Source organism: Paracoccus nototheniae (assembly GCF_004335005.1).
Taxonomy (GTDB): Bacteria; Pseudomonadota; Alphaproteobacteria; order Rhodobacterales; family Rhodobacteraceae; genus Paracoccus; species Paracoccus nototheniae.
The window spans coordinates 35,156-54,521 of record NZ_RQRT01000001.1 but is presented as its reverse complement, the minus strand read 5'-3'; the positions used below and the strand labels follow the sequence as shown (position 1 = coordinate 54,521).

General features: G+C 64.5%; 16 protein-coding genes. 5 read left to right on the top strand and 11 right to left on the bottom strand.

The window, feature by feature from the left end; genetic code table 11:
* Positions 1 to 8: 8 nt before the first annotated feature.
* Genes EG885_RS00225 through EG885_RS00200 form a run of 6 tightly spaced genes read right to left on the bottom strand, consistent with a single transcriptional unit; the run spans position 9 to position 4,406 of the window.
* Positions 9 to 287 (bottom strand): MSMEG_0570 family nitrogen starvation response protein, encoded by a 279-nt coding sequence (locus EG885_RS00225; RefSeq protein ID WP_131572455.1) that lies wholly within the window; start codon positions 285 to 287, stop codon positions 9 to 11.
* The gene (locus EG885_RS00220) at positions 280 to 1,251 is read right to left on the bottom strand and encodes a sll0787 family AIR synthase-like protein (RefSeq protein ID WP_131572454.1); all 972 of its coding nucleotides are present in this window, start codon (positions 1,249 to 1,251) and stop codon (positions 280 to 282) included. Before EG885_RS00220 ends, EG885_RS00225 begins: the two co-directional genes overlap by 8 nt.
* Positions 1,251 to 1,790 carry an MSMEG_0567/Sll0786 family nitrogen starvation N-acetyltransferase gene (locus EG885_RS00215; RefSeq protein WP_131572453.1) on the bottom strand — a complete coding sequence of 180 codons (540 nt, stop codon included), beginning with the start codon at positions 1,788 to 1,790 and terminating at the stop codon, positions 1,251 to 1,253. Before EG885_RS00215 ends, EG885_RS00220 begins: the two co-directional genes overlap by 1 nt.
* Entirely contained in the window at positions 1,787 to 2,911 is a 1,125-nt protein-coding gene (locus EG885_RS00210) for an MSMEG_0568 family radical SAM protein (protein ID WP_131572452.1), read from the bottom strand. The genes EG885_RS00215 and EG885_RS00210 overlap by 4 nt, the downstream gene beginning before the upstream one ends.
* A complete protein-coding gene (locus EG885_RS00205) occupies positions 2,904 to 3,890 on the bottom strand; it encodes a Nit6803 family nitrilase (protein WP_131572451.1) in 987 nt (328 codons plus the stop codon). The genes EG885_RS00210 and EG885_RS00205 overlap by 8 nt, the downstream gene beginning before the upstream one ends.
* Before the next feature lie 33 nt (positions 3,891 to 3,923).
* Positions 3,924 to 4,406, bottom strand: a complete 483-nt coding sequence (locus EG885_RS00200) for an MSMEG_0572/Sll0783 family nitrogen starvation response protein (RefSeq protein ID WP_131572450.1) — start codon at positions 4,404 to 4,406, stop codon at positions 3,924 to 3,926.
* Positions 4,407 to 4,659: 253 nt separating this feature from the next.
* On the opposite strand from EG885_RS00200, the gene EG885_RS00195 reads away from it, so the two are divergent.
* The 3 genes from EG885_RS00195 to EG885_RS00185 all read left to right on the top strand — a co-directional run bounded on the left by EG885_RS00195 (position 4,660) and on the right by EG885_RS00185 (position 8,991).
* Complete coding sequence (locus tag EG885_RS00195) at positions 4,660 to 6,030, top strand: aminotransferase-like domain-containing protein (protein ID WP_131572449.1); 1,371 nt, start codon at positions 4,660 to 4,662, stop codon at positions 6,028 to 6,030.
* Positions 6,031 to 6,238: 208 nt separating this feature from the next.
* Positions 6,239 to 8,389, top strand: a complete 2,151-nt coding sequence (locus EG885_RS00190; RefSeq protein ID WP_131572448.1) for an FAD-dependent oxidoreductase — start codon at positions 6,239 to 6,241, stop codon at positions 8,387 to 8,389.
* The gene (locus tag EG885_RS00185) at positions 8,386 to 8,991 is read left to right on the top strand and encodes a CDP-alcohol phosphatidyltransferase family protein (RefSeq protein WP_131572447.1); all 606 of its coding nucleotides are present in this window, start codon (positions 8,386 to 8,388) and stop codon (positions 8,989 to 8,991) included. The genes EG885_RS00190 and EG885_RS00185 overlap by 4 nt, the downstream gene beginning before the upstream one ends.
* Before the next feature lie 54 nt (positions 8,992 to 9,045).
* On the opposite strand, the gene EG885_RS00180 is transcribed toward EG885_RS00185, so the two are convergent.
* The gene (locus tag EG885_RS00180; protein ID WP_131572446.1) at positions 9,046 to 10,164 is read right to left on the bottom strand and encodes an FAD-dependent oxidoreductase; all 1,119 of its coding nucleotides are present in this window, start codon (positions 10,162 to 10,164) and stop codon (positions 9,046 to 9,048) included.
* A 133-nt stretch (positions 10,165 to 10,297) separates the two neighbouring features.
* On the opposite strand from EG885_RS00180, the gene EG885_RS00175 reads away from it, so the two are divergent.
* Positions 10,298 to 10,747 (top strand): DUF302 domain-containing protein, encoded by a 450-nt coding sequence (locus EG885_RS00175; RefSeq protein ID WP_165570990.1) that lies wholly within the window; start codon positions 10,298 to 10,300, stop codon positions 10,745 to 10,747.
* Positions 10,748 to 10,817: 70 nt separating this feature from the next.
* On the opposite strand, the gene EG885_RS00170 is transcribed toward EG885_RS00175, so the two are convergent.
* Together EG885_RS00170 and EG885_RS00165 are read right to left on the bottom strand one after the other, a co-directional pair.
* Complete coding sequence (locus EG885_RS00170) at positions 10,818 to 11,525, bottom strand: fumarylacetoacetate hydrolase family protein (RefSeq protein ID WP_131572444.1); 708 nt, start codon at positions 11,523 to 11,525, stop codon at positions 10,818 to 10,820.
* A 322-nt stretch (positions 11,526 to 11,847) separates the two neighbouring features.
* The gene (locus EG885_RS00165) at positions 11,848 to 15,972 is read right to left on the bottom strand and encodes a polysaccharide pyruvyl transferase family protein (protein WP_131572443.1); all 4,125 of its coding nucleotides are present in this window, start codon (positions 15,970 to 15,972) and stop codon (positions 11,848 to 11,850) included.
* A 395-nt stretch (positions 15,973 to 16,367) separates the two neighbouring features.
* Between EG885_RS00165 and EG885_RS00160 the strand changes: the two genes are divergently transcribed.
* Entirely contained in the window at positions 16,368 to 17,453 is a 1,086-nt protein-coding gene (locus EG885_RS00160; protein WP_131572442.1) for a hypothetical protein, read from the top strand.
* A gap of 88 nt (positions 17,454 to 17,541) precedes the next feature.
* Here EG885_RS00160 and iolB read toward each other — a convergent pair whose 3' ends face one another.
* Together iolB and iolE are read right to left on the bottom strand one after the other, a co-directional pair.
* Positions 17,542 to 18,336 carry a 5-deoxy-glucuronate isomerase gene (gene iolB / locus EG885_RS00155; RefSeq protein WP_131572441.1) on the bottom strand — a complete coding sequence of 265 codons (795 nt, stop codon included), beginning with the start codon at positions 18,334 to 18,336 and terminating at the stop codon, positions 17,542 to 17,544.
* A gap of 111 nt (positions 18,337 to 18,447) precedes the next feature.
* Complete coding sequence (gene iolE, locus EG885_RS00150; RefSeq protein WP_131572440.1) at positions 18,448 to 19,359, bottom strand: myo-inosose-2 dehydratase; 912 nt, start codon at positions 19,357 to 19,359, stop codon at positions 18,448 to 18,450.
* Positions 19,360 to 19,366: the final 7 nt, after the last annotated feature.

Here is a 19,366-nt window from a genome sequence, read left to right as displayed (position 1 = left end):
CCCCCCTTTCAGGTCAGCGACAGGCAGATGACCTGCCCGTCTGGCGGTTGGGTGGCGGCGCGGGCCTCGATCCGGGCCAGCTGGTCCAGCGCCGACGAGCAGGCATATCCGAACTTGGCCGCCACCCGGTCCGAGGCGGCGTTCAGCCCGGCGCGGGCGCGATCCAGGAATTCGGGCAGCGGATAGGCGGTCCCTGCCGAGACATGCTGACGGATCGCGGTCGAGGGGGAATAGCAGCTTTCCTCTGTCCCGTCGGGCCAGCGGATCGTGAAACGGACTTCAGGCATGGGCGTGATCCTTGGTCAGGCCCAGATAGGGCTGGTCGCGGTAATCCCAGAACGTCACCGTCTGCGTGGCGTCGAACAGATCGATCCGGGGGATGTCGATGGCGGTGCCGATGACGGCGGCACAGATGTCGCGGGCCTTGAAGCGCGCTTGAATCGCGGCGGCCTGTGCGGGTCGCGCCGATAGCAGAAAGCCGAAACTGGGAAAGCTGCGCAGCCAGCGTTCAAGGTCGGCGCCGGGGGGCAGGGGGATGGCGTCGATGTCGATTTGGAACCCGCAGCCCGAACATTCGGCCAGCATCAGCGCGGTGCCGACGATGCCGCCCTGACTGATATCCTTGCCCGCATCGACCAGCCCGGCCTCGGCCAGTTCGGGCAGCAGCGCCAGATCGCCCTGCAGGCGGTCGTGGGGCGCGTCCAGCGCCGCGCACCAATTGTCAAAGCGGGGGCGATAGGCGCCCCGATGGTCGATGACCGCGATCAGCGCATCGCCGGGCCGCGCCGCAAAGCTGCTGATCAGGCGATCCGCCCGCCCGGTCACCGAGACGGCAATGTTCAGCGCGGGCGCGCCCAGATTGCTGTGCCCGCCGACGATGGGCACGCCATAAGCGCGGGCCGCATCGCGCAGACCGGCCAGCAAAGGCGCGGCCTGTTCCGCATCCGGTGCCCAGACCGCATTCAGCAGCGCCGTGGCCCGGCCCCCCATGGCGGCGATGTCGGACAGGTTGACCATCACCCCGCACCAGCCCGCAAACCACGGATCGTCACTGACGAATTGGGGCATGAAGCCCTCGCCCGCCAGCAGATCCCAGCCTCGGTCTGCGCGGGGCAGGGCGGCGGCATCGTCGCCGGGCGCACCGGGCGAGGCCGCGTCCAGCCCCAGCCCGCGCGTGGCATCGGCGATCTGCAGCTTGCCCCGGATCGAGGGATGCGCGGCAAGGCGCGCCGCAAGGGCCGAAAGATCCATCACGACCGCCGCGCGCGGGCCGTAAACCCCCGGCCGGGATCGGGGATCGCGGGATAATGGGGCAGGCATGCCGTCATATGGGCATGCGGGGCGCCGTGCAGGGTGACATGGTCACGCAGCGTCCAGTGCAGTTTTTCGAACAGGGCCACGTTCTGGATCTGCACATGGGCGTGAAATTCGGTGCAGCCGCGTCCGTTGGCGGTGCTGACGGCCAGCCGGATCAGCTCGGCGCCAAGGCGGCCCACGCGGCGATGATCCGCGGCCACCGCCAGCCGGGTGCCCCACCACAGACCGGGGGAGGCCTGATGGATGCGCACGCAGCCCACCACCTCGGCAGGCTCGCCGGCCAGCGTGGACAGGGCCACCAGCGGCGTGGCGATCTGATCGACCGCGTCGCGGTCATGGCCGGTGAACAAGCCTTGTTCGGCGACAAAGACCTGCTGGCGCAGCCGGGCGGCGCCAGCCATTTCCCACATCTCGCGGGCCTCGCGGATCAGGAATTCGGGGCTGATGAAGGCGTGGGGGTGCAGGCTGCTCATGCCGTGGCCCGCCGTTCATAGGTGGACAGCGCCGAACAGGCCCCGCATTTGCCGCAGCCCGCCTTGATGTCGGTGGCCCGCAGCCCGCCCTTCAGCACCATCCCGGACAAGGGCCGCAGCACCGATGCCATGAACGCGGCCGAGGGCGCCGGGTGGCTTTCCAGCGGCGTCCCCGAGATCGGCACGAAGGGCACGACAAAGGGATAGACACCCAGATCGACCAGGCGCTGCGACATTTGCAGGATCGCATCGGCCGTGTCGCCCAGACCGGCCAGAATATAGGTCGAGACCTGACCGCGCCCAAAGACCTGCACGGCGGCCTCGAAGCTGCTGAAATATTTCTCCAGCGGGACCGAGGCCTTGCCGGGCATGATCCGCGCCCGCACCGCAGGCGTCACGGCCTCCAGATGCATGCCAAGCGCGTCGACGCCCGCATCCTTCATGCGCTGGTGCCAGATGTCATCCTCGGGCGGCTCGCATTGCGCCTGAATGGGCAGATCGACCGCCGCCTTGATGGCCCGCGCACTGTCGGCAAGGATCGCGGCGCCGCGATCGGAGCCGGCAGGCGTGCCTGTGGTCATGACCATGTGTTTCACGCCGTCCAGATCGACCGCCGCGCGGGCGACCTCGGCCAGCTGGGCGGGGGTCTTGCGGGCGATGGTGCGGCCTGCGGCAAGGCTTTGGCCGATGGCGCAGAACTGGCAGGTCTTCTTGCGGCTGGCGTAGCGGATGCAGGTCTGCAACACGGTCGTCGCCAGCACGTCGCGCGAATGCAGCACCGCGATCTGGTTATAGGCGATACCGTCTGCGGTTTTCAGATCATAGAACCGGGGGCGGTTGGGAAAGCGGATGCGCGCCAGCTCCACCCCCTCGCGGGTGATGCGCGACCGGCCTGCGGCATCGGGCGCCTCGACCAGATAGGGACTGTCGAAGCTGGGCGCGGTATGGACGGGGATCATCACCGTCTGATCGCCAAAACTGACTGCCTTGTGGTCGGACGGACCCGCACCGCCGCGGCGGCTTTCATGACCGGCGCGGGGATCGACCAGCCGCATGCCGCGGGTCTGCAGGTCATTGATCAGGTCCGGTTCGGCGGCTGAGAGCCCGGTAAGGTCACGCATCTTGCACCTCGTCTGGCTGCGGCGCCGCATCGACGGGCGCAGGGTCTGGATTGGCGGTTTCGCGGGGATGGGCCGGGCGGGCGTCATGGATCAGCCGCAAGAGTTCGGGGCGGGCGTAATGGCCGACGCTGTCCATCATCCGCTTGCGCTTGGTGATCAGGCGCATGTCCAGATCGCCGATCAGGATGCCTTCGCCCGATGTCAGGGGCGGGACGACATGGCGGCCTTCCGGTGTGATGATGCAGGTCATGCAGCCGTCGCGCAGGCCGCGTTGCAGGGCCGGGTCCGGATGGATCTGCGCAATCTGATCCTCGGTCAGCCAGCCGGTGGCGTTGACGACGAAACAACCCGCCTCCAGCGCGTGATGGCGCATGGTGACCTCGATCTGCTCGCCAAAGATCGGGCCGACAAGGCTGCCGGGAAAATGGCTGGCGTGGATCTCCTCGTGCTGGGCCATCAGCGCATAGCGGGCCAGCGGATTGTAATGTTCCCAGCAGGCCAGCGCGCCCATCCGGCCCACGGCAGTGTCCACCACCCTGAGACCCGCACCATCGCCCTGACCCCAGATCATCCGTTCATGATAGGTGGGCGTGATCTTGCGGCGTTTCAGCGCAAGGCTGCCGTCGGCGTCGAAGATCAGCTGGGTGTTGTACAACGATCCGTGGTCGCGCTCGGTCACGCCCAGCACGATCACCGCGCCCCGCTTGCGCGCCGCATCGGCCACCGCCCGCGTCTCGGCCGAGGGAACGGTCACCGCTTCGTCATACAGGCGCAGATGTTCGGCACCCTGCTGCATCGGCGGCAGCACAAAGCTGAAATAGGGGTAATACGGCACGAATGTTTCGGGGAATACGATCAGTTCGGCCCCCTTGTCGCAGGCCTCGGAAATGGCGTTCAGCACCCGTTCGACGGTGCCCGCGCGCGAGGTCAGATCGGGCGCGATCTGGACGGCGGCGGCGCGGACGGTGGATTTGCTCATGTCAGGGGAACCTTTCGACAAGGGGGACGCGCCTCAGACGGTCCAGGTGTCCAGGATGACGGCGTTTGCTTTCTTGTGCAGCAGGATGCAGTCCAGCACGTCCTGCGGCTGGATCGGGATGATGCCGGGGATCAGCGACGGCTCTCCGTGGCCATACAGCGCCTGCAGGGCAAAGCGGCAGGCATAGACCTTGCCGCCTTCGGTCATGAACCGTTCAAGGTTCTTGTTGAAGTTCAGGTGACCCGGAAACGCCTCGTCGCCAAGCGTCGGAAAGCCGCGCTGCAACCCAAGCGTCACGCCGGGGCCGTAAAGCAGGATCGAGGTCTCGTATCCCTTGCGCTGCAGGCGGACGGCATTGAGGATGTTGACCAGCCCGATCGAGCCTTCGAACGCGACCGTGTGGAAGGTGACAAGAGCCTTTTCACCCTCGTCGGCCTTCACATCCTCGAACACCTTGGATTCGTAGTCGACGAAATGGTCGCCGTCCTTGTGCGGGGCATGGGTGACTGCGGGCATCGGACACTCCTGTTTGTTGGGCTGAACCCATCAGCCCAACAGATTGTCATCCAATCAATTTGCAGTTTTTTATCCATACAATGAATCACGCTTGCTTTGGCAGGGATGGGCCAAAACTGCACTGATCAGGTGCCTTTGGGGCAATTCTTGTGCATTTGATAAAGATGAGTGCGAAAATCCGAGCCACTTTCCCTTGCGCGCCAAAACAATATCCATACAATCGGCTCAGTATCGTACCAGACCGGAACCCCTCATGATCCTGTGGACCCCCAGCCTGACCGAGGACGGTCCGCCGCGATATCAGCAGATCGCCGACCAGATCGAGGCCGCGATCCGCACGGGCACGCTGAAACCCGGCGACAGGCTGCCGCCGCAACGCCGGCTGGCCGCGCGCTTGGGCATCGATTTCACCACCGTCAGCCGCGCCTATGCCGATGCGGCCGCGCGCCGGCTGACCGACAGCCATGTCGGACGCGGGACATTCGTGCGCAAATCCGTCCGCGCCACCGAAACCGCCGACCCCCGCCGCCTGCGCGACGAGGATCTGTCGATGAACATGCCGCCCGAAGTCACCGATCCCGAACTGCTGAGCTTTATGCGCGAGGGGCTGGATGTCGTGTCGGCCAATCTTGTGTCGCTGCTGCGGTATCAGGCGACACTTGGCGGCGATCAGGACCGGATGGCCGCATCCAGCTGGCTGTCCAAGCGCGGTATGGTGCCCAGTCTTGAACGCATCGCCGTCACGCCCGGCGCGCATGCGACGATGACGGCGATCCTGTCGATCATCGCGCAGGCGGGCGACACGGTGCTGTGCGAGCGGATCACCTATCCCGGCCTGCGGGCGATCGCCGCGCGGCTGAACCTGCGGCTGATCGGGCTGCAGATGGATGCCGATGGCGTCACCCCCGACGCGCTGGAAACCGCGATCGCCCGCCACGCCCCCAAGGCGCTGTATCTGAACCCGACGCTGCACAACCCGACCACCCTGACCATCCCCGAGGACCGCCGCATCCTGCTGGCCGAGATCATCACCCGCCACCGCCTGCCGCTGATCGAGGATGACGCCTATGGTTTCATCCCGCCCTCGGCCCCGCCACCTTTCGCGGTGCTGGCGCCGGCGCAGACATGGCATATCGGCGGTCTTGCGAAATGCATCGGCGCGGGTCTGCGGCTGGCCTATACGGTCGCGCCGGATGCGCGGGCGGCTTTTGCGCTGGCGCAGGCGTTGCGCGCGATCTCGGTCATGCCCTCGCCGCTGACCACGGCGCTGATGACCCGCTGGATCGAGGATGGCACCGCCGACCGCATCCGTCATTTCATCCGCGCCGAGATTGCCGCCCGTCAGCAGATCGCCGCCAGCGTGCTGAGCGGGCTGTCCTTCAAGGCCGAGCCGAACGCCTTCAACATCTGGCTGAAACTGCCCGAGGGCGCAGGCCGGGCCGAGCTGATGGGCCGCATGGCGGGGCGTCATATCGGCCTGATGCCCTCGGATGCCTTTACCGTCGATGGCGACCCGGCCGAGCATCTGCGCATCTGCCTTGGCGGTGCCATCGGCCGCGATGAGCTGCGCGCGGGCCTCAGCTTCATGCATGGCACGCTGTCGGGTGGGGGCTGGATGGGATAGCCGCCCGTCCTAAACCCGACCCGGCGGCGCGCCGATCCGGCAGCTTTACGATGGGGGGCCATAGTCCGGCGGGCCCGCGCCGTCGGACACGCAGGTGTGACCGGCTTTGCTGCCGGGGTCTGTAACAAGGCGGGGCTTGTTGCGATCTGTTGCCCGATGGGCCCCGCACGCTGGAAGGCCCGTCCGGAACGAGGATGAAGGGAATGTCGTGAAGAAACCGGTCCTGATGATCGTTGTTGCGGGGCTTGTGCTTGCGGCCTTGTGGCTGCTGGCTGGCCGGGACATGGACCTGCAATCGCTGCGGTCCGTGCTGGTCAGGATCGACGCGGTCCAGCAACAAAACCCGTTGACGGTGGCGGCCTTGTTCGCCCTCGCCTATGTCGTGGTGGCGGCGCTGTCACTGCCCATAGCAGTCTGGCTGACGCTGGCGGGGGGGGCGCTGTTCGGATTCTGGGCGGGGCTGCTGATCGTGTCCTTTGCCTCGGCCATCGGTGCGACGCTGGCCTGTCTCGCGGCGCGGTATCTGCTGCGGGACTGGGTGCGGGGTCGTTTGGGCGCGCGGGCACAAGGGATCGAGGCCGGGCTGGCGCGGGACGGGGCCTTCTTTCTGTTCTCGTTGCGGCTGATCCCGGTGGTGCCGTTCTTTGCGGTGAACCTGCTGATGGGGCTGACGGGCATCCGGGCATGGACCTTTTATTGGGTCAGTCAGATCGGGATGCTGGCGGGAACGGCGGTTTATGTGAATGCGGGCACGCAATTGGCGGGGCTGGACAGCCTGTCGGGGATCGTCTCGCCGCCGTTGCTGGCATCCTTTGCGGCGTTGGCGGTGTTTCCATGGCTTGCCCGGGCGGCTCTGGGCCTGTGGCAACGGCGCCGCGTCTATGCCGGCTGGACGCGGCCCCGGCGGTACGACCGCAATCTGGTGGTGATCGGCGCGGGCTCTGCCGGGTTGGTCTCGGCCTATATCGCGGCGGCGACCAAGGCGCGGGTGACGCTGGTCGAAGCGGGCGAGATGGGCGGCGATTGCCTGAATTATGGCTGCGTGCCGTCCAAGGCGCTGATCCGCAGCGCGACACTGGCCCATCAGATGCGCCATGCCGGGCAATGGGGTCTGACCGACTCTTCGCCGCAGATCCCGTTCCGCGCCGTGATGGACCGCATCCAGCGCATTATCGCCGATATCGCGCCCCATGACAGCGTCGCACGCTATACCGCCCTGGGGGTCGAGGTGCTGCGCGGCCATGCCCGGCTGATCGATCCGTGGACGGTCGCAATCACCGCAGCGGATGGCCGCGTGCAGCGCCTGACCACCCGCGCCATCATCATCGCGACCGGCGCGCGGCCCTTACTGCCGCCGCTGCCGGGGCTGGATCTGGTCGATCCGCTGACCTCGGACACGCTGTGGACGCGGCTGCAGGGTCAGGATCACGCGCCGCGCCGTCTGGTCGTGCTGGGCGGCGGTCCGGTCGGCTGCGAGCTGGCGCAGGCCTTTGCGCGGCTTGGATCAGGGGTCACCCAGATCGAGGCCGCGCCGCGCCTGATGATGCGCGAGGATCCCGACGCCTCTGATCTGGTCACGGCATCGATCCGCGCCGATGGGGTGACGGTGCTGACCGGCCACAGGGCCGCCCGCTGCGGTATCGACGAGCATGGCAAATGGATCGAGGTGGACCAGGACGGCGCCACGCATCGCATCCCCTTCGACCAGATCATCGTGGCTGTGGGCCGCAGCGCCCGGCTGACCGGCTTTGGGCTGCAGGAACTGGGCATCGCCAGCGACCGCACGATCGGGACGAACGACTATCTGCAGACCCGCTTTCCCAATATTCTGGCGGCGGGTGATGTGGCGGGGCCGTTCCAGTTCACGCATGTCGCCTCGCATCAGGCGTGGTTCGCATCGGTCAACGCGCTGTTCGGCCCCCTCAAGACCTTCAAGGCCGATTATCGCGTGATCCCCCGCGCCACCTTCACAGCCCCCGAGGTTGCGCGCGTCGGACTGTCCGAGGCCGAGGCGCGCGATCAGGGCATCGCAGTCGAAGTCACCCGCTTTGATCTGGCCGGACTGGACCGCGCGATCACCGACGGCGCGGCGCGGGGCTTCGTCAAGGTGCTGACCGCTCCGGCGCGCGACCGCATTCTGGGAGTCACCATCGTCGGCGATCATGCGGGCGATCTGATCGCGGAATTCGTGCTGGCGATGAAACACGGGCTGGGGCTGAACAAGCTGCTGGCCACGATCCACATCTATCCGACATGGGCCGAGGCGAACAAAGCCGTCGCCGGCCAATGGCGCCGCGCCCATTTGAACCCCCGCCTGCTGGCCATCGTCCGGCGGTTCCACGACTGGAGGCGCGGATGATCGACGCCCGTCTGCAACCCATTCAACGCGCCGCCCTGCGCCCCCCGGCGCAGATGCTGGCGGCGCGCGGCATCAGCGCCGACACGATCAGCATCGCGGGCTTTGCCATGGGCCTGCTGGCGGTGGGTGCGCTGGCTTTGGGCTGGTTCGGCGTCGCGCTGCTGCTGATCGCCGCGAACCGGATCATGGACGGGTTGGACGGGGCGGTGGCGCGCATCCACGGTCCCACGGACCGGGGCGCGTTTCTGGATATCGCGCTGGATTTCGTCTTCTATGCGCTGGTGCCTTTGGGCTTTGCGATCCACGACCCGGCGGCCAATGCCCTGCCCGCCGCCGTGCTGATCGCGGCCTTTGTGGGGACCGGGTCGTCGTTTCTGGCCTTTGCCGCCATCGCCGCCAAGCGCGGGCGGACCGCGGCGGATTTCCCCGCCAAGGGTCTTTATTATCTGGGCGGTCTGACCGAGGGATTCGAGACGATCGTGCTGTTTCTGGCCATGTGCCTGTTTCCCGCATCCTTTCCGACGCTGGCCTGGATCTTTGCCGCCGCCTGCGGCGTGACCACGATCCTGCGCTGGCACAGCGGATGGACGGCGTTCCGATGACACCCGTTCGGATCGACGCGGCCCGGCTGCGCATCGGCGACAACCCATGCCTGTTCAGGGAACGGTCCCGCCGGGGGGGACAGACCGCGCGCCGTGCCCAAGGCTGGCCATGAAGCGCCGGTCGATCCGGTCCTTCAGCCGCCACAGCCACATCCCGCGCAGGGTCAGCCCGCGCCATTCCGCCAGCGCGCAGCGCCCGCCAAGCGAGATGAGCTTGAGGTAATCCTCCTGCGGGTCATGGCGGCGCAAGGGCCGGCCGGCTGACGAGGCGATCAGATTGGCCGCCAGAACCGGGGCCTGACGGACGGCAAAGACCCCGGCCTTGGGGCGCGGCGCATGCATCATCGCGGCGCAATCGCCTGCGGCGAACAGGGTGGGCCACCCCTCGACCTGCAGCGTCGGGGTGACGCGGACAAAGCCCGCGCCGTCGACCGGCAGGGTCAGGGCCATCCAGGCATGCGCCCGCGCCCCCGCGATCCCGACCGTCAGGGCGCTGGCGATCCGCCTGCCATCCCGCAGGATGACGGCGGAACCCTCGACCGCCGCGATCTGCGCATGGGTGACGATGCGGATCGCGGCGCGATCCAGCGCCACCGACAGATGCCTGCGGGCGCGCGGTCCCAATGCCGGGGCGATGACCGGGCCAGCCTCCAGCACGGTGACCTGCCGCGCGCCGCGATGATGCAGCGCCAGCGCGATTTCCGCGCCCGCCACGCCGCCGCCGATGATGAGTGCGGGGCTGGCGGGATCGGTCTGGCGAAGCCGCGCGGCAAAACCGTCCAGCGGCTTGATCGGGATGGCATGGGAGGCAAAGCCCGGGATGTCCGGCATCGCGCTGTGACTGCCCACATCAAGCGCCGCCAGATCATAGGGCAGCGTGGGGCCGTCCTGCAGGGCAACCTGTCGGGTGGCCGGGTCCACACCGACGATCCGCGCCCTGAGGAACGCAATGGCATGGCGTGCGGCAAAATCCTGCAAATCGACCCGTATGTCGGCGGCGTGGTAATGTCCTGCGACATGGCCGGGAACCATGCCCGAATAGGTGGCCTGATCCGCCGCGTCGATCAGGGTGATGGCGGCCCCCGGCAAAGCGGCCCGAAGGCCCCGCGCGGCCAGCAGGTTGGCATGCCCCGCCCCCAAAAGCAGGATTCGGGGGTTGTCATCGGCTGTCATCGGTCACTCCTTTCAGACTGGCGCGCGGCCCAGGGCGCACGCATGCGTGTTCACGGGGCAAACTGCGATGGATGGAGACCGGGCCGGAATTGCCGCAGGATGGTCCGGAACCGTCGTCGAAAGGACCATGCCCATGCGCCGCCTTCTTGCCAGCCTTGCCCTTGCCCTCGGCCTTGCCACCACCGCCCATGCCGAGGATTGGGTGATCAAGTCCAGTCCCCATGATGTCGCCACCACCGCCGACCGGCTGGAGGCGATCATCGATGACAGCCCCGCCACGCTGATCGCCCGCGTCGATCATCAGGCCGCAGCCGAGGGGGCCGGGCTGCAGATGGACCCGGCGACCGTCCTGATCTTTGGCAACCCGCAGATCGGCACGCCGCTGATGCAGGCCGATCCGCGCGCGGCGCTGGACCTGCCGCTGCGCGTTCTTGTCTGGCAGCAGGGCGGCGCCACCAGCGTCGGCTATCTGTCGGTCGAGGCGCTTGCGGCCCGTCACGATCTGGCCGGGGCTGCCGAGGCTTTGGACGCCATGGGACAGGCGCTGGACCGCATGACGGAGGGGGCCGTTTCCGCCGAATAGCGCAGCGGAATCCGGAAGGGCCACCCGCGCCACCCCTCCCGGGCCATCAGGGCCGCCGCAGGGTGGCCGGTCAGATGACCTTTACCACAAGCGCGCCGACGCCTTCGATCCGCGCCTCCATGCGGTCGCCCCTGACCACGGGACCGACGCCCGAGGGCGTGCCGGTCATGATCACGTCGCCCGGCTGCAGGTCGAAGAATGTCGACAGTTCGGCGATCATTTCGGGAACTTTCCAGATCATCTGGTTCAGATCGCCGGTCTGGCGCCGTTCGCCATTCACGTCCAGCGTCACCGCACCCGCCTGCGGATGCCCGATGCGAGAGGCCGGGACCAGCGGGCCGCAGGGGCCCGATTTCTCAAAGCTCTTGCCGACCTCCCACGGGCGGCCCATGGCCTTGGCCTCGCCCTGCAGGTCGCGCCGGGTCATGTCCAGCCCGACGCCATAGCCCCAGACATGGTCCAGCGCGGTGTCGGAGGAAATATCGGTGCCGCCCTTCGACAAAGCCACGACAAGTTCGATCTCGTGATGCACGTCGCTGCTGCGGGGCGGATAGGGGAACGTTCCGTCCGAGGTCAGGTTCGCCGGGCTTTTGAAGAAAAAGAACGGCGGTTCGCGGTCGGGATCATGGCCCATCTCGACCGCATGGGCGGCATAGTTGCGCCCGATGCAGAACACCCGGTTCACCGGGAACAGCTGATCGCTGCCATCGATGGGCAGGGCGGCGGGGGCTGCGGGCGCGATGACGTAGTCGGCGGGCCGGGATTGGTCATGGGGCATCGGTTTGTGGCTCCTGCGTTGTGGTAAGACGCTTTTCACGGCGCGCGAGCCCTTCGGCAAGGGTCGGCGCGCAGGGTGACGGACTGACGACCAGCGCACGGCGACGGCCCACCGGAACAGCCGGGTGATCCGGCGCCACCCGATGACCACGCCCTTGACGCCGCATAGCATGCAAAAACGTATCCCGGCCAGAGGCCGGTTTCGCGCAACGCTGCTGTGATGCCCAGACCCACGATCGGTTCGGCCGGAAACGTGTGGTTGATGACGACGCTGTTGCCCCATGCCGTCGTGCTTTTATTCCGGCAGCATGGAATTGCTTCGCTCAGGCTGTCTGCTCGACAGCTTGATCATGAACGGAAAGGATCGAACTCGTCGGATATCGAAACGATCTCGCCACAAGGACGCCAGGATCGAAATTGCCAATCGCAATAAACGATATAAGGATTTCACTTGCCGAAATCCCGGCTATGCGTCTTATTTTTCCTTCTTTTCCCGCATTCATTGCAGCGTTAAGCGGACAGCTTCCCAATCCGACCTCTTCCAGCGCGAGAAGCAAAGACATCATGAATAGCCCACCGTCGATAAACCCTTGGTTGCGCTCACTTGGCGCAACAAAACAAGTCAGGTCACAGGTGACCAAAAGCAATCCGGGTGGTTTGGCATAGCCTTTGAAACCAGATTGAAGGTCGACTATTTTTTCGATCTGACCATGGTCGGTAAAATAATGAACTCGCGGACCTTGCCGATTGCAAACCGAAGGTGCCTGAGAGGCAATCTGAACGGCGGTTTTTATTTTTGAAAGTGGAACAGGTGTTTGGACAAACTCCCGAACACTCCGGCGAGAATACACAACATTCAGGAAGGATCTATTGCTGTCCACTTCAGGCACAGGCTCGCGCTGCAATCTGGCTTCCAGCGCGCCCGAAAACCGTCCATCTGCGGCCTCGATGAGGACCTGAACAGGAGGCGCGAAAAGTTTCCAATGCCCCGATACGTCAAACCCAAGATCCTTATGGCGTGCGAAATAGACATGTGCTGACGAAATCGCGGCTTTGAAGAATGGATCCTCTGCATCAAAACCCGATTCAAGCCAAACCCGAGCGTATCCCGCAAGGTTTGACATGGCTGCCTTTCCAAACCCGGCACGGAATTCCATATGACTCAACCCTTTTTCAAGAGCATGAGCGTAGAACATCAGCTTGGCGCGAAGTTTTCCGGCTGCATCACCATTCAAAAAAGCGCCGGAAAATCGATTGCTGTCGTGCAGGGCCAAACTGCGTGCATCAGCGGCGAAGGGATGGATATCTTCCTGCGCCTGCATCGGCAGGCTCTCCGTCTCTGCAGCGACCGGGGCGTCTGCCCCGGCATGCGCAACCGGCTTGCCGATGTCTTTTGCACTGCTCTCGTTTTGGTCCGAATACTGCACGCTTGGGACATGGCGATCTGAGGCCATCTCTGGCTTGTGTTCCGAAGTCCCGTCACCGCCACCTGGCATGAAGGACAGCGCGTCGGTCAGGAATTTCAGCGATTGCGTGCGCAGGCCTTGCAGGCGTCCGTTGACGGCGGGCCAGTCGATAGGGCGCAGCAGGTGGTCCAGATCCACCTCATCCGAACTGATAACGATCCGATCCACCAGGCCGACCGCCTTTAGCAGCGACTTGAACCGCGCCAGCCCCCTTTCGGCATTTCCATAGGCCACGAAGGGCTTGTTGAAGATGATCGAAAAGGCGACTCCGTGGAACGAATCCGTGACCACGAAGGCCGCGTTGCGGAACGAGGCCAGCCATCCTTCCACCGTCTTGTCACCGCCCTTGCCTTTCAGCGGATCGACCGACTCGAAAGGCAGGCCGTTGGCCGTGCGGGGCTCGATGGACAGGGCGGTCGAGATACGGGTGATGACGTCTTGCTTGTCGGGCGTCGCATCCAGAACATAAGTCAGCAAATGCCCGCCGGTAGCCGCGCGCTGTTCCTCTGACAGCAGACCCGAATAATCATCGCGCGACAAAAGCAGGGTCGGGTCCAGAACGTGATGGGCCTCGACCCCGAACATGTCGCGACACAGGGTGACGGCGCTGTCCTCGCGGACCGAGACGGCGTTGAAGGATTTCAGCAGTGGTTCCACAACGGCTTTTTCCGCCGAACTGTATTCGTCTTTCTCGCTACCGAATGAGGCGGCGTAGGAAATCCGCTTTGTAGGTCGTTCACTCTGGTTCAAAAACTCGAGAAAGAAATCGTTGAGGATGTTTCGGGCGTATTTGGGTCGCCAGACCTGATCACTGCCCACGACTACAGCATCAAATTCGTAGCTGTCGATCTGATGCCTCAGATCCTCGCTGGAATAAAATCCGCGCGAAATCGGAGTAGTGTGCTTTTCTAGAAATAAACGGTTTGGAACATTGGCCCCCAACCCGACATCTTCGACATAAAGGGGGATATCAGAACTCTGCGCGAGATCTTCGGGAGATGAAGGCAGCGTTTTTGAATTATGACGCCGGTTCAGAAGAACGGGACGGTGACCCAAATTGCGCAAGGTTTGCATTAAAGCAAAAGCCTGAAGGTTTCCGCCATAATTGCGGTTCATGGGCAATGTCAAAACGCCAATTTTAAGGGCTGCTCCGTCCGGCTCGGCTGTGCGACCGTTGGATTCTGCTACCTGATTGTTCAGCGGTCTTCTTGACGGTGCATCGCCCCGCGACGAGGTTTCGCTTTGCTCAGGAGCCGGCGCTTGCGAAGATGAGGGACCAGAACCATTCCCTTCCGGATCGGGCAGATCCATCATCAGCGAGCCGCGCAGCAGTTTGGCCGCCACCGGCCCTGATGGTCCGCGCCCCTCTATCTCGTGCAGAGCGGCAGAAACGGACTCGGGATGATCCAGATTTAGAACGATCGCCTTGGGATGATCCTCAAGATAGCGCCTCGCGCGCAGCCGCGGGTCGGTCATCCGGCCTGCGGCGATCAGATCTTCGACATCCTGCGCCGATTCCGCGCCGGTCAAAACATCGTGCAGCGGGGGCATGCCGCGCTGTGATTTCTGGACATGCTTATCTTTGGTTTGGGCAATATACGTCGGATACCCGGCCAGGATACTGTCGTCGTCACGGGTCAGGACGACAAGAATTTCCTCGTCCAGAGGCCAGCCTTCCTTGGGCTCGGTCCGCAGATAGTTGTGAAACCAGCGCGCCCCCAGACTGGCCTCGCGGTTGTTCTTCTGCGCCCGCTTGAGGCCTTCGACCAGATTGGTGATCGGGCGGGGGGCGAATTTCTTTTCCGGCCAGAACATCGTACTGTGTTCGCGAGCCTGTTTGAACATCCGCCACGCAATGCCTGTCGCATCGGCAAGGCCCACATCCGTGACGCTCAGCAGGGTGGAATGCGGAATATCCCCCTCAATCAGGTTATCCGTGCGGATCTTGGGCGACATCTGCGTCACGAGCGCGCGCGAGATCTGGATATCCTCCGCCTCAAGGGTGCCGCTGGTGCTTTTCTTGAGGATGCCGCGCAGTGTCTGAACGTCCGGGTTCGCCAGAATGGTTCTCAGACGCTCGAACCGCGCGGCGACGGATGTCCGGTGCAGTTCTGCCAGCACCGGGTCGGCAAACAGGCGGTCGCGTTCCTGTTCGAACCCCAGGACATTGTCGGCCACGACCAGATCCGAAACCTGATTGTGATCCGCTCCGCGCCAGTAATCGATCCCGTGGCGGCTAGAATTCATCAGCCCGTCGCCGCGAAAGATCTTCAGCAGATATTCGTCCAGACTCTTGATCATGAAATGCGCGACTTCGGCCAGATCGCGGTGGATGGTCTGGCGGCCGCCATTCCATGTCAGCACCTCGCGCGTCAGCGTCTGACCGCCTGCGTCGATCCAGACCTGTTCCACCGGGGTGCCGACCGGCTCGCCGCCCTTCATCACGTTCTTGGGGAAGTGGATCGCCAGCCGCAGCTTGTCCGCCTGACGGAACAGGGACTTGACCCCGACCTTGGGCAGGGTCGAGGCATCCATCGACTGCGTGAACCGCTCGATGACGGGTCGGTCCTCGAACTCCATGTTGTGGGACGACCCGAACATCCGCCAGGGGATCACCATCATGTCGGCAGACCGCTCGTCCATGACATCCAGCAGCACGTCCAGCGTATGCGGGGCCTGCTTCACGACCAGAAATTCGTCGGCATCCAGAACCATCACGAAATCCGCCGTTTTGACCTCGGGCGTCGTATTGGCGATCTTCAGGGCCCGGGAATGCGGCTTGGCGCCCACCGGCACCTCGTTTTCATAATAGCTGATCGCCCCGATCTCGTGCAGGCGCAACAGCATCTCATGGGTGCCGTCGGTGCAGTCGTTTGCCAGCACGACGACCCGATCGAACCCGAGGGCCCGGTGATAGGCGACCCATTCGATGATATAGGGCGCTTCGTCTTTCATGGAGGTGACGACGGTCGATATCGGCATGGAGCTCCTGCTCTTGCAGTTGCATGGCGGCACGGGGGAAAGGATGCGCCCATCCGGTGCCAGTCATGGGCCATGGGCCATAGGTTTCAAAAAGCGACGACAGAGACGGTCACAGGATAGATCGGAAGGCGAGCATGTTCAGATTATACACGCACCTCGTCCTTCGCAAGAAGACTGACTGGTAACGGTTGCAGATGCATAACGTCTTATTCATCAGATTATAAACGAAAAAGTTTAGATTAAACCAAACTTACGGAAGGACGCACAAGGGCCCAGCAGAAATACTTGCACCCCGACACTGGACTATGCAACACAGGATCGACTCGGCTAAAAGCATATGTGAACATGCTTTTATTCTTGTCCGAGTTGCAAATTTTACAAGCTGATCGTGTCCCATGCCCCAAGATTTTTCCATCATCTTTGTCGTCGATCCGCCCGGACTGGTTCTTGACAGCATCCTGTTGCTGGCCTCGATCCGCAAGCATATGCCGGATGTTCCCGTCGTCCCCTATTGTCCCGCCGCCAAGGCCGAGGCGCTGCCGCCGCAACTGACCGAGTTCTTTGCCCATCACGACGCCCCGATCCGGCTGATGCAGACCGAGGGGGTCTTTGCCACGCCCTACAAGCAAGGCAACAAGCTGCTTGCTGCGGCCGCCCCGCGCGACACCGCCGCGACGCTGTTTCTGGACACCGATGTCATGGTCATGCGGGCATTCGGGGGCCATGAAGTCCTTCAGGAGGACCAGCTGTCTGCCGCCCCCGAGGGACGGATGACGTGGGGCAAGATGCCTGAAATGTGGCCATCGGCCTATGACACGTTCGGACTGCCGGTCCCGCAGGACCAGATCCGCCTTGCCAGGTCCAACGCCCTGTCGTCGCCCTATTTCAATGCCGGGGTGGTGGGCTTTCCCGATCAAACCCCCTCGGGGCATCATTTCGGGCAGCTTTGGCTGGAAACCTCGCAACGGATCGACGCGAATGACAATGTCCCGGGGCGGCGCCCGTGGCTGGACCAGATCGCCCTGCCCATTGCGATGATCCGGGCCGGGCTGTCGATGAACCTGCTGCCCTCGAAGTGGAACCTGTCTCTCAGTCATAATCCGGTCGCCGATGGAAAGCCCCCCCATGTCAACCGCCTCGCTCAGGCCGAGATCGACAAACTGAATGCGGCCGATCCGGTGATTGCGCATTATCACAATCATCCGGCGCTGGCGCGGCTGCGCTATGGGCCGATCGCGGATGCGCTGATTGCGGAATTCACGCCCTATGCCAGCATTCAGGATTTGCGTCTTGGTATGGTGGGACAGACCCCAAGCAAGGCCGCCATCCTGAAAGAGTTTCACACCCTGAAGGCCATGACCGACAGGACGCCGGAACAGTCCGCGCGGTTCCGCGAGGTCGATGCGCTGAAACGCGCCGCACAATCGGGCAAGCTGGCCAAGGGCTATTACGCCGACTGGCCCGACACTCTGGTCACCTGATCCCCACGGCTGTCGGCAGACCCCATCCCCGCCGAGCCGAGGCCATTCCGAAGGGGAACAGCCGACAGGTTTGCCCCCCACCCGGTGATCACATCAGATGCGCGACCTCGGGTGCGGCAACGAACCGCCAGTGTCGTCGTGGCCCCGCCATGACATTCAGATAATACAGCCCGAACCCATGAGGCGCGGCGCAGGGGTGATGCCCGCGCGGGACCAGCACGACATCGCCGTCGCGCAGCGCCATCACCTCGTCCAGGGCACCGTCATCGGTATAGACCCGCTGCACCGCCCATCCGTCGGCGGGGTCCAGCCGGTGGTAATAGGTCTCCTCCAGATAGGTGATGCGGGGGAAATCATCTTCGTCATGGCGGTGGCTGGGATAGGATGACCAGTTTCCCGCCGGGGTGAACACCTCGGTCACCAGCAGGCTGTCGCAATAATCTTCGGCCTCCATCGCGATATTGTTGATCCAGCGCGTGTTGGTGCCCGTGCCGCGCTGCGTCAGGGTGATCCCGTCGGGCCCGATGCGCCGCGCGGGATGCCCGCCATGGCAGGGGGCCGAGCAGACGGCGATGGTGCAACCGGTCTCGGCCACGGCCTGCCAGTTCTGCCCGCCCGGCACATACAGACAATGCGGCGGCGTCTTCTCAAAAACACTCATGCGGTCGCCCAGCACCCCCCATTCCTGCCCTGCTGCGGTGATCGCGGCCTTGCCCTCGACCATGACCAGCATGACCTCGCGGTCCCCGGTGGCACCTGCCACCTCATCCCCCGGCTGCAGCCGGTGCAGGGCAAATCCGACATAGCGCCATCCCGCATCGGCCGGGGTGATCCGGTGCACCTCGCCCCGGGTGCCAAAGGGTCGTCTCAACAGCTGCGTCATGATCTCATCCTCCTGCCTGCAAGGCCCGCATCAGGTGCCCGCCCCTGCATTGGTCCAAAAATATCCCGGGGGGCATCCGGCCCCGGGCCGGATGGGGGGCTGGCCCCCTTCTTATGCCTCGCCACCCGGGTCCAGCCCCGCCTCGCGCGCCGCGGCCTTCAGCGCCCGCAACCCCATCGTCTGATACTCCAGAGGGCTGCGGACCAGCGGATCCTGTTCCGCCTCGATCACCAGCCATCCCTGATAGCCCGCCCCCGCCAGCACCCGCAGCAGCGGCACGAAATCGATGGCGCCTTCAGGATCGCCCGGCACGGTAAAGGCACCCGCCATGACCCCCTGCAGAAAGGACAGATTTTCGGCGCGCACCCGGTCGCAGACCGCGCGGCGGATGTTCTTGGCATGAACATGCGCCACGCGACCGACATGGCGCGTCAGCACCGCCAGGGGATCGCCGCCGCCAAAGGTGCAATGCCCGGCATCGAACAGCAGATGCGTCGCAGGCCCGGTCGCCGCCATGAAGGCGTCGATCTCATCGGGGCTCTCGACGATGGTGCCCATGTGATGGTGATAGGCCAGTGTCACGCCTTCGGATGCCAGATAGGCGGCAAAGGCCTCGATCCTGGCCCCGAACGCCGTCATCTCATCAGCCGTCAGCCGGGGCCGGTCGTTCACCGCCACATCCGGACGGCCATGCACCGTGTTCGAACATTCGCAGACGATGCAGACCTTGCAGCCGTTGGCCTTCAGCTTGGCCAGATGCGGCTGGACGGCGGCAATCTCGTCCTCGACCGAGCGCACCAGAAGGTCCGTGGAATACCAGCCCGAGATGAACCGCAGCCCATAGGATGCCAGCAGCGCCTTCAGCGCCTGCGGATCGTCGGGCCAGCGATGGCCGTTCTCGATGCCGTCGAAACCGATGATGCGGCCCGCCTCGTGCAGGATCTGTTCGGTCGGGATCTGGGCGCCGATGGACTGGTCGTCATCATTGGCCCAGGCAATGGGATTGGTGCCGTAAAGGATCATCGCTTTC

Coding starts and splice junctions, on each gene's coding strand:
- EG885_RS00225 (WP_131572455.1), bottom strand. CDS start 287: ATGCCTGAAGTCCGTTTCACGATCCGCTGGCCCGACGGGACAGAGGAA.
- EG885_RS00220 (WP_131572454.1), bottom strand. CDS start 1,251: ATGGATCTTTCGGCCCTTGCGGCGCGCCTTGCCGCGCATCCCTCGATC.
- EG885_RS00215 (WP_131572453.1), bottom strand. CDS start 1,790: ATGAGCAGCCTGCACCCCCACGCCTTCATCAGCCCCGAATTCCTGATC.
- EG885_RS00210 (WP_131572452.1), bottom strand. CDS start 2,911: ATGCGTGACCTTACCGGGCTCTCAGCCGCCGAACCGGACCTGATCAAT.
- EG885_RS00205 (WP_131572451.1), bottom strand. CDS start 3,890: ATGAGCAAATCCACCGTCCGCGCCGCCGCCGTCCAGATCGCGCCCGAT.
- EG885_RS00200 (WP_131572450.1), bottom strand. CDS start 4,406: ATGCCCGCAGTCACCCATGCCCCGCACAAGGACGGCGACCATTTCGTC.
- EG885_RS00195 (WP_131572449.1), top strand. CDS start 4,660: ATGATCCTGTGGACCCCCAGCCTGACCGAGGACGGTCCGCCGCGATAT.
- EG885_RS00185 (WP_131572447.1), top strand. CDS start 8,386: ATGATCGACGCCCGTCTGCAACCCATTCAACGCGCCGCCCTGCGCCCC.
- EG885_RS00180 (WP_131572446.1), bottom strand. CDS start 10,164: ATGACAGCCGATGACAACCCCCGAATCCTGCTTTTGGGGGCGGGGCAT.
- EG885_RS00175 (WP_165570990.1), top strand. CDS start 10,298: ATGCGCCGCCTTCTTGCCAGCCTTGCCCTTGCCCTCGGCCTTGCCACC.
- EG885_RS00170 (WP_131572444.1), bottom strand. CDS start 11,525: ATGCCCCATGACCAATCCCGGCCCGCCGACTACGTCATCGCGCCCGCA.
- EG885_RS00165 (WP_131572443.1), bottom strand. CDS start 15,972: ATGCCGATATCGACCGTCGTCACCTCCATGAAAGACGAAGCGCCCTAT.
- EG885_RS00160 (WP_131572442.1), top strand. CDS start 16,368: ATGCCCCAAGATTTTTCCATCATCTTTGTCGTCGATCCGCCCGGACTG.
- iolB (WP_131572441.1), bottom strand. CDS start 18,336: ATGACGCAGCTGTTGAGACGACCCTTTGGCACCCGGGGCGAGGTGCAC.
- iolE (WP_131572440.1), bottom strand. CDS start 19,359: ATGATCCTTTACGGCACCAATCCCATTGCCTGGGCCAATGATGACGAC.